7 protein-coding genes and 2 rRNA genes are annotated in these 14043 nt (G+C 66.9%); 1 reads left to right on the top strand and 8 read right to left on the bottom strand.

Annotation, left to right across the window (positions count from 1 at the left end):
• Positions 1-43: 43 nt before the first annotated feature.
• The 3 genes from ACY0MR_RS22525 to ACY0MR_RS22515 form a co-directional block, all read right to left on the bottom strand.
• Positions 44-3159: ribosomal RNA gene (locus tag ACY0MR_RS22525) — 23S ribosomal RNA — on the bottom strand.
• A gap of 287 nt (positions 3160-3446) precedes the next feature.
• Positions 3447-4972 (bottom strand): 16S ribosomal RNA (locus ACY0MR_RS22520).
• The 16S and 23S rRNA genes sit together here, the layout of an rRNA operon.
• Before the next feature lie 591 nt (positions 4973-5563).
• Positions 5564-6571 (bottom strand): stage II sporulation protein M, encoded by a 1008-nt coding sequence (locus ACY0MR_RS22515; RefSeq protein ID WP_388807188.1) that lies wholly within the window; start codon positions 6569-6571, stop codon positions 5564-5566.
• Positions 6572-6690: 119 nt separating this feature from the next.
• Between ACY0MR_RS22515 and ACY0MR_RS22510 the strand changes: the two genes are divergently transcribed.
• Positions 6691-7653 (top strand): RDD family protein, encoded by a 963-nt coding sequence (locus tag ACY0MR_RS22510; protein WP_473554938.1) that lies wholly within the window; start codon positions 6691-6693, stop codon positions 7651-7653.
• Positions 7654-7691: 38 nt separating this feature from the next.
• Here the strand turns inward: ACY0MR_RS22510 and ACY0MR_RS22505 are convergent, their stop codons facing one another.
• From ACY0MR_RS22505 to ACY0MR_RS22485, 5 genes are all read right to left on the bottom strand, one after another.
• Positions 7692-8306: a hypothetical protein gene (locus tag ACY0MR_RS22505; protein ID WP_392868253.1), complete on the bottom strand. Its 615-nt coding sequence runs from the start codon at positions 8304-8306 to the stop codon at positions 7692-7694.
• A 197-nt stretch (positions 8307-8503) separates the two neighbouring features.
• Positions 8504-9958, bottom strand: a complete 1455-nt coding sequence (gene ahcY, locus ACY0MR_RS22500; protein ID WP_361850431.1) for an adenosylhomocysteinase — start codon at positions 9956-9958, stop codon at positions 8504-8506.
• 361 nt (positions 9959-10319) lie between these two features.
• The gene (locus ACY0MR_RS22495; RefSeq protein WP_473554934.1) at positions 10320-11288 is read right to left on the bottom strand and encodes a cation diffusion facilitator family transporter; all 969 of its coding nucleotides are present in this window, start codon (positions 11286-11288) and stop codon (positions 10320-10322) included.
• Between the two features lie 66 nt (positions 11289-11354).
• The gene (gene manA, locus ACY0MR_RS22490) at positions 11355-12506 is read right to left on the bottom strand and encodes a mannose-6-phosphate isomerase, class I (protein ID WP_473554932.1); all 1152 of its coding nucleotides are present in this window, start codon (positions 12504-12506) and stop codon (positions 11355-11357) included.
• Between the two features lie 234 nt (positions 12507-12740).
• Complete coding sequence (locus tag ACY0MR_RS22485; RefSeq protein WP_388807198.1) at positions 12741-13889, bottom strand: SIS domain-containing protein; 1149 nt, start codon at positions 13887-13889, stop codon at positions 12741-12743.
• Between the last annotated feature and the right edge of the window lie 154 nt (positions 13890-14043).

The following is a 14043-nucleotide window of genomic DNA, read 5'->3' as shown; positions in this document are numbered from 1 at the left end:
GGAGTTCATTGCTTCAGAACTAACACAGTGGACGCGAGCAACTGAGGACAAGCCCTCGGCCTATTAGTACCGGTCAGCTCCACCCATTACTGGGCTTCCACATCCGGCCTATCAACCCAGTCGTCTACTGGGAGCCTTACCCTCTCAAGGAGGTGGGAATACTCATCTCGAAGCAGGCTTCCCGCTTAGATGCTTTCAGCGGTTATCCCTCCCGAACGTAGCCAACCAGCCATGCCCTTGGCAGGACAACTGGCACACCAGAGGTTCGTCCGTCCCGGTCCTCTCGTACTAGGGACAGCCCTTCTCAATATTCCTACGCGCACAGCGGATAGGGACCGAACTGTCTCACGACGTTCTAAACCCAGCTCGCGTACCGCTTTAATGGGCGAACAGCCCAACCCTTGGGACCGACTCCAGCCCCAGGATGCGACGAGCCGACATCGAGGTGCCAAACCATCCCGTCGATATGGACTCTTGGGGAAGATCAGCCTGTTATCCCCGGGGTACCTTTTATCCGTTGAGCGACGGCGCTTCCACAAGCCACCGCCGGATCACTAGTCCCGACTTTCGTCCCTGCTCGACCCGTCGGTCTCACAGTCAAGCTCCCTTGTGCACTTACACTCAACACCTGATTGCCAACCAGGCTGAGGGAACCTTTGGGCGCCTCCGTTACCCTTTGGGAGGCAACCGCCCCAGTTAAACTACCCATCAGACACTGTCCCTGATCCGGATCACGGACCGAGGTTAGACATCCAGCACGACCAGAGTGGTATTTCAACGGCGACTCCACCATGACTGGCGTCACGGCTTCAAAGTCTCCCACCTATCCTACACAAGCCGAACCGAACACCAATATCAAACTGTAGTAAAGGTCCCGGGGTCTTTCCGTCCTGCTGCGCGAAACGAGCATCTTTACTCGTAGTGCAATTTCACCGGGCCTATGGTTGAGACAGTCGAGAAGTCGTTACGCCATTCGTGCAGGTCGGAACTTACCCGACAAGGAATTTCGCTACCTTAGGATGGTTATAGTTACCACCGCCGTTTACTGGCGCTTAAGTTCTCAGCTTCGCCCTGTCGAAACAGAGCTAACCGGTCCCCTTAACGTTCCAGCACCGGGCAGGCGTCAGTCCGTATACATCGCCTTACGGCTTCGCACGGACCTGTGTTTTTAGTAAACAGTCGCTTCTCGCTGGTCTCTGCGGCCACCCCCAGCTCACGGAGTAAATCCGATCACCAGTGATGGCCCCCCTTCTCCCGAAGTTACGGGGGCATTTTGCCGAGTTCCTTAACCATAGTTCACCCGAACGCCTCGGTATTCTCTACCTGACCACCTGAGTCGGTTTAGGGTACGGGCCGCCATGAAACTCGCTAGAGGCTTTTCTCGACAGCATAGGATCATCCACTTCACCACAATCGGCTCGGCATCAGGTCTCAGCCTTAATGTGTGACGGATTTGCCTATCACACGGCCTACACCCTTACCCCGGGACAACCACCGCCCGGGCTGGACTACCTTCCTGCGTCACCCCATCGCTTACCTACTACCACCTTGGGTCGACGGCTCCACCACTTTCCATTCCCCGAAGGGTCCGGAACGGCTTCACGGCCTTAGCATTAATGGGCTCGATATTGGGCGTTTCAAAGCGGGTACCGGAATATCAACCGGTTGTCCATCGACTACGCCTGTCGGCCTCGCCTTAGGTCCCGACTTACCCTGGGCAGATCAGCTTGACCCAGGAACCCTTGGTCAATCGGCGCACACGTTTCTCACGTGTGTATCGCTACTCATGCCTGCATTCTCACTCGTGAACCGTCCACAACTCGCTTCCACGGCTGCTTCACCCGGCACACGACGCTCCCCTACCCATCACAACACCCGTTGGGGCTTAACGCTGCAATGACACGACTTCGGCGGTACGCTTGAGCCCCGCTACATTGTCGGCGCGGAATCACTTGACCAGTGAGCTATTACGCACTCTTTCAAGGGTGGCTGCTTCTAAGCCAACCTCCTGGTTGTCTCTGCGACTCCACATCCTTTCCCACTTAGCGTACGCTTAGGGGCCTTAGTCGATGCTCTGGGCTGTTTCCCTCTCGACCATGGAGCTTATCCCCCACAGTCTCACTGCCGTGCTCTCACTTACCGGCATTCGGAGTTTGGCTAAGGTCAGTAACCCGGTAGGGCCCATCGCCTATCCAGTGCTCTACCTCCGGCAAGAAACACACGACGCTGCACCTAAATGCATTTCGGGGAGAACCAGCTATCACGGAGTTTGATTGGCCTTTCACCCCTAACCACAGGTCATCCCCCAGGTTTTCAACCCTGGTGGGTTCGGTCCTCCACGAAGTCTTACCTCCGCTTCAACCTGCCCATGGCTAGATCACTCCGCTTCGGGTCTTGAGCGCGCTACTGAATCGCCCTATTCGGACTCGCTTTCGCTACGGCTTCCCCACACGGGTTAACCTCGCAACGCACCGCAAACTCGCAGGCTCATTCTTCAAAAGGCACGCAGTCACGAGAGCCCGAAGGCTCCGACGCTCCCACGGCTTGTAGGCACACGGTTTCAGGTACTATTTCACTCCGCTCCCGCGGTACTTTTCACCATTCCCTCACGGTACTATCCGCTATCGGTCACCAGGGAATATTTAGGCTTAGCGGGTGGTCCCGCCAGATTCACACGGGATTTCTCGGGCCCCGTGCTACTTGGGTGTCTCTCAAACGAGCCGTCAATGTTTCAGCTACGGGGGTCTTACCCTCTACGCCGGACCTTTCGCATGTCCTTCGCCTACATCAACGGTTTCTGACTCGCCTCACAGCCGGCAGACTGTGAAAGAGAGATCCCACAACCCCGCATGCGCAACCCCTGCCGGGTATCACACGCATACGGTTTGGCCTCATCCGGTTTCGCTCGCCACTACTCCCGGAATCACGGTTGTTTTCTCTTCCTGAGGGTACTGAGATGTTTCACTTCCCCTCGTTCCCTCCACATGCCCTATGTGTTCAGGCATGGGTGACAGCCCATGACGACTGCCGGGTTTCCCCATTCGGAAACCCCCGGATCAAAGCCTGGTTGACGGCTCCCCGGGGACTATCGTGGCCTCCCACGTCCTTCATCGGTTCCTGGTGCCAAGGCATCCACCGTGCGCCCTTAAAAACTTGGCCACAGATGCTCGCGTCCACTGTGTAGTTCTCAAACAACGACCAGCCACCCATCACCCCACCCGACAAGCAGGTGAGTTCACTGGGGCCGGAATCTTGAAGGACGACCAGCCGGCCGTACCCTCAGACACCCAACAACGTGCCAAGCGTGAGCAACCCTCCGTGTCCTTCTTTCCACGCCGAAGCAGTACTCGAAGAACCATCAGGTTCACTCACGCCAACTAATCAACGTTCCACCCATGAGCTGACCGTGCAGAACGTTTGCCTGCAATCGGTACTGTGCTCCTTAGAAAGGAGGTGATCCAGCCGCACCTTCCGGTACGGCTACCTTGTTACGACTTCGTCCCAATCGCCAGTCCCACCTTCGACAGCTCCCTCCCACAAGGGGTTGGGCCACCGGCTTCGGGTGTTACCGACTTTCGTGACGTGACGGGCGGTGTGTACAAGGCCCGGGAACGTATTCACCGCAGCAATGCTGATCTGCGATTACTAGCAACTCCGACTTCATGGGGTCGAGTTGCAGACCCCAATCCGAACTGAGACCGGCTTTTTGAGATTCGCTCCGCCTCGCGGCATCGCAGCTCTTTGTACCGGCCATTGTAGCACGTGTGCAGCCCAAGACATAAGGGGCATGATGACTTGACGTCGTCCCCACCTTCCTCCGAGTTGACCCCGGCGGTCTCCTGTGAGTCCCCATCACCCCGAAGGGCATGCTGGCAACACAGGACAAGGGTTGCGCTCGTTGCGGGACTTAACCCAACATCTCACGACACGAGCTGACGACAGCCATGCACCACCTGTATACCGACCACAAGGGGGGCACTATCTCTAATGCTTTCCGGTATATGTCAAGCCTTGGTAAGGTTCTTCGCGTTGCGTCGAATTAAGCCACATGCTCCGCTGCTTGTGCGGGCCCCCGTCAATTCCTTTGAGTTTTAGCCTTGCGGCCGTACTCCCCAGGCGGGGAACTTAATGCGTTAGCTGCGGCACCGACGACGTGGAATGTCGCCAACACCTAGTTCCCAACGTTTACGGCGTGGACTACCAGGGTATCTAATCCTGTTCGCTCCCCACGCTTTCGCTCCTCAGCGTCAGTAATGGCCCAGAGATCCGCCTTCGCCACCGGTGTTCCTCCTGATATCTGCGCATTTCACCGCTACACCAGGAATTCCGATCTCCCCTACCACACTCTAGCCTGCCCGTATCGGATGCAGACCCGGGGTTAAGCCCCGGGCTTTCACACCCGACGTGACAAGCCGCCTACGAGCTCTTTACGCCCAATAATTCCGGACAACGCTTGCGCCCTACGTATTACCGCGGCTGCTGGCACGTAGTTAGCCGGCGCTTCTTCTGCAGGTACCGTCACTTTCGCTTCTTCCCTGCTGAAAGAGGTTTACAACCCGAAGGCCGTCATCCCTCACGCGGCGTCGCTGCATCAGGCTTTCGCCCATTGTGCAATATTCCCCACTGCTGCCTCCCGTAGGAGTCTGGGCCGTGTCTCAGTCCCAGTGTGGCCGGTCGCCCTCTCAGGCCGGCTACCCGTCGTCGCCTTGGTAGGCCATTACCCCACCAACAAGCTGATAGGCCGCGGGCTCATCCTTCACCGCCGGAGCTTTCAACCAGCCCCCATGCGGAAGCCGGTGTTATCCGGTATTAGACCCCGTTTCCAGGGCTTGTCCCAGAGTGAAGGGCAGATTGCCCACGTGTTACTCACCCGTTCGCCACTAATCCACCCCGAAGGGCTTCATCGTTCGACTTGCATGTGTTAAGCACGCCGCCAGCGTTCGTCCTGAGCCAGGATCAAACTCTCCGTGAATGTTTACCCGTAATCGGGTGACACTCGCGTTGAGCGGGACGGTCATGCCGGAATGTGGCCGACCGTCCACAGCGTCCTCGCTGTGTATGTCGCCTACCAACCACAAGGGCCGGCAGGACTTTCAAAGGAACCTCGCCATCCGAAGATGGACGGGGTATCAACTAATCTGGCGTTGATTTTTGGCACGCTGTTGAGTTCTCAAGGAACGGACGCTTCCTTCGTACTCACCCTCTCGGGCTTTCCTCCGGGCTTTCCCTTCGGTCTTGCGTTTCCGACTCTATCAGATCTTTCCGATCCGATTTCCTCGGTGCTTTCCGGTCCCTTTTGTTTTCACTCCGGGGGCCTTTCGGCGGTTCCGACTTTATCAGAATCATTTCGGCCGACCTAATCGGCGGCTTGCTTGATTCGGATGAGAATCGGGATGGCTCCGTGGAATTCAATTCCCGACCGGAGCGAGGTGAGACTCTACTTGATCGCTGCCGAACTGTCCAGTTCCAGGCAACCGTTTGAATCTACCTCCCCACGTCCGCCATGTCAATGGCTTTTGTGGGCACCGGAGGACACTAGCAGGTCCGCAGGGCCGGACGCACATCAGGCGGCGGTGGGGAGCCGGGCGCTGCGGTCGGCTTCCTCCAGGTCTCCCTGGTCGCCGGCGCGAGCGGCGCGGCCGCCGAGCACGTAGACGTAGGTCAGGAAGAGCAGCTCGGCGGCGATGCCGATGGTGATGCGGGCCCAGGTCGGCAGGCCGGAGGGGGTGACGAAGCCTTCGATGAGGCCGGAGACGAAGAGGACGAGCGCCAGGCCGATGGCCATGCCGACCGCCGCGCGACCCCGTTCCGCGAGGGCCGCGCGGCGGGTGGTGGGGCCGGGGTCGATGACGGTCCAGCCGAGGCGGAGGCCCGTGCCGGCGGCGACGAAGACGGCGGTCAGTTCGAGCAGGCCGTGGGGAAGGATCAGGCCGAGGAAGACGTCGAGGCGGCCCGCGGAGGACATCAGGCCGATGCCGACGCCGACGTTCAGCATGTTCACGAAGAGGATCCAGAGCACCGGGATGCCCAGGAAGGCGCCCAGGACCAGGCACATCGCGGCGGCCTGGGCGTTGTTCGTCCAGACCTGGGCGGCGAAGGAGGCCGCGGGGTTGCTGGAGTAGTACGTCTCGTACTGCCCGCCGGGGCGGGTCATCTCGCGGAGGTCGGCGGGGGCTCCGATCGCGGCCTGGACCTCGGGGTGCGTGCCGATCCACCAGCCGATGAGGACGGCGAGCAGGGTGGAGAGGACCGCGGTGGGGACCCACCAGCGCCGTGAGCGGTAGACGGCCGCGGGGAATCCGGCGGTGAGGAAGCGGGCCGCGTCGCGCCAGGAGGAGCGGCGGGTGCCGGTGACGGTGGCGCGGGCGCGGGCCACGAGCTGGGTGAGCCGCGCCGTGAGCATGGGGTCCGGGGCGCTCGACTGGACGATCGAGAGGTGGGTGGCCGCGCGCTGGTAGAGGGACACGAGTTCGTCGGCCTCGGCGCCGGTGAGCCTGCCGCCCTTGCGGAGGAGCTGGTCGAGGCGTTCCCACTCGGCGCGGTGGGCGGTGACGTAGACGTCGAGGTCCATGATCGGCTGCTGCTCCAGGCATCGGCTGCGGAGGGTTCCGTACTGCTGCGGCGCGCTGCGGGTCAGCTTGGCAGACTGGCGTTCGGAGGGGTCGGGAAGGTCGGAGAAGGGTGGGTGCCGTGAGTGACGTGGTGACCGGGGACGCCGTCGTACTGGGGTTGCAGCCGGCGCGGCTCCCGAGCCGGGCGCTGGCGGTGCTCATCGACCTGGTGGTGGTGTGGGCCGTGTACCTGTTGATCACGCTCGGTCTCGCGGTGGCCACCGCGTCGCTCGACGAGGCGGCGGTGATGGCGCTGTCCATCGCCTCCTTCCTGCTGATCCTGGTGGGGGCGCCGATCGCGGTGGAGACGCTGTCCCACGGGCGGTCCCTCGGGAAGCTGGCCTGCGGTCTTCGTGTGGTGCGGGACGACGGTGGGCCGATCCGGTTCCGGCACGCGCTCGTGCGGGGGGCCATGGGGGTCGTGGAGATCCTGATGACGTTCGGGGTCGTCGCCTGTGTCTCGTCGCTGGTGTCGGAGCGGGGGCGGCGGCTCGGGGACGTCTTCGCCGGGACGCTCGTCGTGCGGGAGCGGATCCCCGCGGCGCGGATGCTCGTCGTGCCCCCGCCGCCGCCGTACCTGGTGGGGCGGTTCGCCGGGCTGGACCTGTCGGCGGTGCCCGAGCCCCTGTGGCTGGAGATACGGCAGTACCTCACGCGGGCGCGTGAACTGGACGCGGTGGTGGGGCGGCGGCTCGCGGAGCGGCTTGCCGACGAGTTGGTGGCCCGGACGGGGACGCCTCCGCCGCCGGGAGTCCCGGCCGCGGCCTACCTGGCGGGTGTGGTGGCCGAGCGGCAGGCGCGGGACGCCCGGCGGGCGTTCGGTTCGACGAGTCCCGAAGCGCCCGGGTCGACCGGGACGGCCTGGATCGCGGGGACGTCGGAGGCGGCGGGGACGGCAGGTGCCGTGGGGATGCCGGCCGGGGGTTCTCCCGGGGCGCCGGCGCAGGTGGCGTCGCGGCCCGCCCCGCCGGTCGCCGCGCCTCCCGCGGTCGGCGGTCCCGAGGCGGCCGCGCCTGCCACGGGCTTCGCTCCGCCCGCCTGATCGCCGGCCACCAGAGGCCGGTCGTCAGACGCCGGTCGTCAGGGGAAGACCGAGGGCGGGGTCTGCAGGTCCTCCAGTTCGATGCCGGGGGCTGCCAGGACCACGTCGCCGGCGATGTGGACGGTGTGCCGCTCGCCCGTGTCCAGGGCGCTGACCTGGTACTCGTCCACCATCAGGGGGCCGTTGTCAGTGGCGTGCGCTTCACTTCCGATCAGGGCCCAGGACTGGTCGACCGTGAGGGGGGCGAGCACCGGGTCCGTGAGGGCGACGAGCCTGACACGGGTCTCGGGGGAATCGGGGGTGAGGCGCAGGAGTCGCGTGAGCGCGACGAGGAACGCCGGGGAGGTGCCGGTGAAGGCGTGGGCGCGCACATTGCCTTCGGTGGCGTGGGTTCCGGTGGGGTCCGTACGGACCCAGGTGACGCCGTCGAGGGCCGCGCCGCGGACCTGCCAGCCGGCGGCGTGGAGTTCCAGGCGGAGGGGGCGGCCGAGTTCGTCGACGGCCAGGTCGACGGAGCCGCGGTGGTCGCCCGAGGGGGTGGTGACCTGTGAGACGTAGCGCCAGCCGGAGGGGCCGGGTGCGCAGTGGAAGTGTTCGTCACCGAGGGGGGTGTGATCGTGCGGGTCGTGGAGCGAATAGCGGCCGCGGGGCATGGGGCGGGTCCTCGGGACGGGGGTTTCGGGGTGCGGGCGGCGGGGGCGTAGGGCCCGTGGGGTCCTGATCTCCGCCGGCCGCGTCGCCCGGGACGGGGCAGGCCCCCCGGCACGGGGGTGCGGGGGGCCTGCCTGAGTTCCTCGACGGATGTCCGGGACGGCGCCGCGTCGGTGCGCGGGCGCCGCCGGCCGGGGCATCAGTAGCGGTAGTGGTCCGGCTTGAACGGGCCTTCGACCTCGACGCCGATGTAGGCGGCCTGCTCGGGGCGGAGGGTCGTCAGCTTGACGCCGAGGGCGTCGAGGTGGAGGCGGGCGACCTTCTCGTCGAGGTGCTTGGGGAGCACGTACACGTCGGTCGGGTACTCCTGCGGCTTCGTGTAGAGCTCGATCTGGGCCAGGGTCTGGTCCGCGAACGAGTTCGACATGACGAAGGAGGGGTGGCCGGTCGCGTTGCCCAGGTTCAGCAGGCGGCCCTCGGACAGCACGATGAGGACCTTGCCGTCGGGGTACGTCCAGGTGTGGACCTGCGGCTTGACCTCGTCCTTGACGATGCCGGGGGTCTTGGCGAGGCCGGCCATGTCGATCTCGTTGTCGAAGTGGCCGATGTTGCCGACGATGGCCTGGTGCTTCATCTTGGCCATGTCCGCGGCCATGATGATGTCCTTGTTGCCGGTCGTGGTGACGAAGATGTCGGCCTTGTCGACGACCTCGTCGAGGGTCGTGACCTGGTAGCCGTCCATCGCCGCCTGGAGCGCGCAGATCGGGTCGATCTCCGTGACGATGACGCGGGCGCCCTGGCCGCGGAGGGACTCGGCGCAGCCCTTGCCGACGTCGCCGTAGCCGCAGACGACGACGGTCTTGCCGCCGATGAGGACGTCGGTGGCGCGGTTGATGCCGTCGATGAGGGAGTGGCGGCAGCCGTACTTGTTGTCGAACTTCGACTTGGTCACGGCGTCGTTCACGTTGATCGCCGGGAAGAGGAGGTCGCCGGCCTGGTGCATCTCGTACAGGCGGTGGACACCGGTGGTGGTCTCCTCGGTGACGCCGCGGATCTCGGACGCCAGCTGGGTCCACTTCTGCGGGTTCTCGCCGAGGGTGCGGTTGAGGAGACGGAGGATGTGGCCGTACTCCTCGCTGTCCGCGGTGGCGGGGTCCGGGGCGGAGCCGGCCTTCTCGAACTCGACGCCCTTGTGGACGAGGAGGGTGGCGTCACCACCGTCGTCGAGGATCATGTTCGGGCCGCCGGTGGGGGTGTTCGGCCAGGTGAGGGCCTGCTCCGTGCACCACCAGTACTCCTCCAGGGTCTCGCCCTTCCAGGCGAAGACCGGGACGCCCTGCGGGTTCTCCGGGGTGCCGTTCGGGCCGACGGCGATGGCCGCGGCGGCGTGGTCCTGGGTGGAGAAGATGTTGCAGGAGGCCCAGCGGACCTCGGCGCCGAGGGCGACCAGGGTCTCGATGAGGACGGCGGTCTGCACGGTCATGTGCAGGGAGCCGGTGACACGGGCGCCGGCGAGGGGCTGCTGCTCGGCGTACTCGCGGCGGATCGACATCAGGCCGGGCATCTCGTGCTCGGCGAGGGTGATCTCCTTGCGGCCGAAGGCGGCCAGGGAGAGGTCGGCGACCTTGAAGTCCTGGTGGGCGACAGTCGTCATGACTGAGCTGCTCCTCGTGTGTTCGCGCGTGCGAGGGTCGGTTGGGGCGCAGGGCACCACGGAGGCTCTCCGGACACAGGAATGCCCGGGCTTTCCACGGTGCCGTCGTCGGAGGCCCTCTCTCCCTCGGCCGGTCCGTGCGGACCGCCCGACCGCCATCAGCAGCGACGTCTGGCTGGTCACGAATCTACACCGGACGGCGGGGCGGGCCACAGTCCGCGGGGGACGGCCGGGCTTGATCGCGCCCCCGTACATACGCGCGAGACCCCCGGGACCTGGGGGTCACGGGGGCCTCGCGGGGCGGTGTCCGGGGACGGCGGCCGGACACCCGCCGGGGGCGGGTGGCCGGTTCCGGCGGGTGTCAGCCGTCGGTGTCGTCCGGGGTCTCCGTCAGGTCGGTGCGGGCGGGCGCGGGCTTCCGCTCGTCGTACACGTCGGGCTCCAGGTAGATGACCCGGGCGATCGGGACGGCGGCGCGGATGCGGGCCTCGGCGGCGTTGATGGCGTTGGCGACCTCGGCCGCCGAGTCGTCGTGCTGGACGGCGATCTTGGCGGCGACGAGGAGCTCCTCGGGGCCGAGGTGGAGGGTGCGCATGTGGATGAGGCGGGTGACGGTCTCGCCGTCGACGACCGCGGCCTCGATGCGCTTCACCTCTTCGGTCCCGGCGGACTCGCCGAGCAGCAGGGACTTGGTCTCGGCGGCCAGCACGATCGCGATGGCGATCAGCAGGACGCCGATGCAGAGGGTGCCGATGCCGTCCCAGACGCCGTCGCCGGTGAGCAGGGCCAGGCCGACGCCGCCGAGCGCGAGGACGAGGCCGACGAGCGCGCCGAGGTCCTCCAGGAGCACGACGGGCAGCTCGGGGGCCTTGGCCCGGCGGACGAACTGCGTCCAGGTGAGGCCGCCGCGGATGAGGTTCGACTCCTTGATGGCGGTGCCGAAGGAGAAGGACTCGGCGATGATCGCGAAGACGAGGACGCCGACCGGCCAGTACCAGGCCTCGATCGGGTGCGGGTCGTGGATCTTCTCGTAGCCCTCGTAGATGGCGAACATGCCGCCGACGGAGAAGAGCACGATGGAGACGAGGAAGGCGTAGATGTACCGCTCGCGGCCGTAGCCGAAGGGGTGCTGCGGGGTCGCCTCGCGCTGCGCCTTCTTGCCGCCGAGGAGGAGCAGGCCCTGGTTCCCGGAGTCGGCGAGCGAGTGGACGCTCTCGGCGAGCATCGACGACGAACCGCTGAAGAGGAACGCCACGAACTTGGCTGCGGCGATCGCGAGGTTGGCGGCGAGGGCCGCCACGATCGCCTTGGTTCCGCCTGACGCGCTCATGGGTGTACGTGGTCCCTTCGTCGATGCACCGGCTCTGTCGCCGCGGTTCGGCCGGTCATTGTTGCATCAGGCCACGACGGTGGCGCGGAAGACCGTCCCCGTACCGGTGAGTTCGGTCTTCTCTCCCGCGGGTACGAAGACCGACTCGCCCGCGGCGAGGGTGACTTCGCCCGCCTTCGGTCGTCCGGCGACGGCCAGCAGGATCTGCGGGGTGGGGGTGGTGAGGTCCGTCGGGGCGGCGCCGTCGGGGCGGACGAGGCGGGAGAGGCGGAACTCGTCGATCGGGGTGTCGTAGACCTCTTCGCCGGACGGGGAGGCCTCGGGGCGCAGGACGGCCGGGTCGGCCGGTTCGAAGCGGACCACGCGCAGCAGTTCGGGGACGTCGATGTGCTTGGGGGTGAGTCCGCAGCGCAGCACGTTATCGGAGTTGGCCATGATCTCGACGCCGAGTCCCGAGAGGTAGGCGTGCGGGACGCCCGCGCCGAGGTAGAGGGCCTCGCCGGGCTGGAGCGTGACCCGGTTGAGGAGCATCGCGGCGATGACGCCCGGGTCGTTCGGGAAGTGGTGGGCGAGGGTGGCGTACGGGGCGTAGTCGCCGCCGAGGCGGTCCGCGGCGGCGGCCGCCTCCGTCACGGTGTGTGCCATCTCCTCCGGGGCGGCGGTCAGCAGGGCCGTCATGACCTCGCGGAGCGCGGCCTCTTCAGGGTGGGCGTGCAGCAGGTCGACGTACGGCTTGAGCGAGTCGACGCCGAGCCCGGCGATCAGGTCCGCGGTCTCGGCCGGGGCGCGGAAGCCGCACAGTCCGTCGAAGGGGGTGAGCGCGCAGATCAGCTCGGGCTTGTGGTTGGCGTCCTTGTACGTGCGGTGCGGGGCGTCGACCGGGATGCCGGCGGCCTCCTCGGCGGCGTGGCCGGCCCGTGCCTGGGCGAGGTCGGGGTGGGCCTGGAGGGAGAGCGGGGCGCCGGCGGCGAGCACCTTCAGGAGGAACGGCAGCCGCGGTCCGAACGCGGCGACGGAGCGCTCCCCCAGTTCGCCCACCGGATCGGCGTCGATCAGCGCGTTCAGCGGGCCGCGCTCGGTGCGGGAGGGGGCGCCGGGGTGGGCGCCCATCCACAGCTCGGCCTGGGGTTCGCCGGTCGGTTCGACGCCGAGCAGCTCCGGAATGGCCGTCGTGGATCCCCAGGCGTAGGGGCGGACGGTGTTGACGAGGCGGTCCATGGTGCCTGCCAGCTCCTCGGGACGGTGACGGAAGGTGAGATGAGGGGTGTCGGGTGACAGGTGACAGGGGGCGGGTGACGGGTGGGTTACGGGGTGGTGGCCCCCGGGGTTCTCTCCCCGGGCGGACTGCGGCGGACGGTCCGCGACGGGCGCTGCGGCGGGTGGTCTGCGGCGGGTGGTCTCCCTCAGCGGTCTGCCGTGGGCCGCCCCGGGGTGGTTCGGACCCCGGGCCGGTCAGAGCGCCGTGCGGCCCGGGGTCGCCAGGCAGAGGTAGACGGCCGCGAAGTCGGTCACCGCGAGGAGTTCCGCCAGGGTCTCCAGGTCACCACCCTCCTCCGGTTCCAGCTCGCTGATCGCCGTCTCGTGGCTCAGTGCCAGCTCGCGGGCCGCGTGCGCCGCCGTCAGGCCGTCCGCGGGACGGTCCCGCAGCAGCACCACCCGGGCGCGCAGGGCCTGCGGCTCCTCGACCCGGTCGCGGAAGAAGTCCTCGGGGTCCGCGCCCGCCGCGTAGTCGCCCGCGAGGAGGACGCCGTGGGCGGGGAGGGCCTCCGGGAGTTCCGCGGCGAGCGCCGGGAGCCCGGCGAGCTCGGCGAGCACCGCGGCGAACCTGCGGCCCGCCGGGCCCGCGGCCGCGCCCTCCGTCCAGATCAGCGGCAGGGTGTCCGCGAGCTCGGCGGCCAGCGTCTTCGCCGGGTTGCTGTACGTGGCGATGGCGGGGCCGCAGCGCTCCGCCGTACGGTCCAGCCGGTCGGCGACCTTCTCCAGCGCCTCGGGCGGTGCCTCCAGGAGGCCGACCCGGTCGAGCAGCATGAGCAGCGGGGTGAACAGGGCCCACAGGGTGCCGGGGCTGGCCGCGATGTTCTCGGCGTACTCGTTCGGGGCCTCGTTCGGCGCGACGGCCATCGGTACGAACAGACCGCGCGAGCCGCTGACGGTCTCGGTCAGCGGCGAGCCCTTGGGGGCCACGGCGACGACGGTGATGCCGCGGCGGTAGGCCTGTTCCGCGAGGAGCGCCAGGCCCGGTTCGGAGCCGTCGGTCGTCGGAAGCAGCAGGAGGTCGACGGAGCCGGCCCAGCCGGGCAGCGCCCAGCGCAGGGCGCCGGCCGCCGGGGCGACGCCGGTCGGCTGGAGGCGTACGACGGGGGCGGAGGCTCCCGCCAGGGCGCCGATCAGGTCGGCGACGGCCGCGGAGGCCGTGCCGGGTCCGGCCACGAGGACCGCGCGGGGGCGGCCTTCGGGGTGGAGGTCGGCGATGCCGGCCTCCGCGGCGTGCCGGGCCGCGGTCCTGACCCGGGCGCCGGCTTCGGCCGCGCCGCGGAGGAGGCCGCGGCGGTCTGCCAGGGCGAGGTCGTCCGGGGCGTCGAGGAGGGTCTCGTCGAGCATGGGGCGGTTGCCTCCGGTCGCATCGTCGCCGCGGGCCCCTGCGGGGAGGGGGCTTCGGCTGCTGTGTGGTGCGCACCTTCTATGGTGCGGGGCTTGTGGTGCGAGTGCGGGGTCGTACGGGGTGCGGGCGGGTGCCGGATACCGGGTGCGGCGG

This window comes from Streptomyces sp. JN8 (genome assembly GCF_055808075.1).
The sequence above is the reverse complement of the archived record's forward strand: the minus strand, read 5'-3'. Positions and strand labels throughout refer to the sequence as shown.

What these genes read in the sequence shown, in the direction of transcription:
- ACY0MR_RS22485 (WP_388807198.1), bottom strand. Translation starts at nt 13,889, where the DNA reads ATGCTCGACGAGACCCTCCTCGACGCCCCGGACGACCTCGCCCTGGCA.
- ahcY (WP_361850431.1), bottom strand. Translation starts at nt 9,958, where the DNA reads ATGACGACTGTCGCCCACCAGGACTTCAAGGTCGCCGACCTCTCCCTG.
- ACY0MR_RS22515 (WP_388807188.1), bottom strand. Translation starts at nt 6,571, where the DNA reads ATGGACCTCGACGTCTACGTCACCGCCCACCGCGCCGAGTGGGAACGC.
- ACY0MR_RS22495 (WP_473554934.1), bottom strand. Translation starts at nt 11,288, where the DNA reads ATGAGCGCGTCAGGCGGAACCAAGGCGATCGTGGCGGCCCTCGCCGCC.
- manA (WP_473554932.1), bottom strand. Translation starts at nt 12,506, where the DNA reads ATGGACCGCCTCGTCAACACCGTCCGCCCCTACGCCTGGGGATCCACG.
- ACY0MR_RS22505 (WP_392868253.1), bottom strand. Translation starts at nt 8,306, where the DNA reads ATGCCCCGCGGCCGCTATTCGCTCCACGACCCGCACGATCACACCCCC.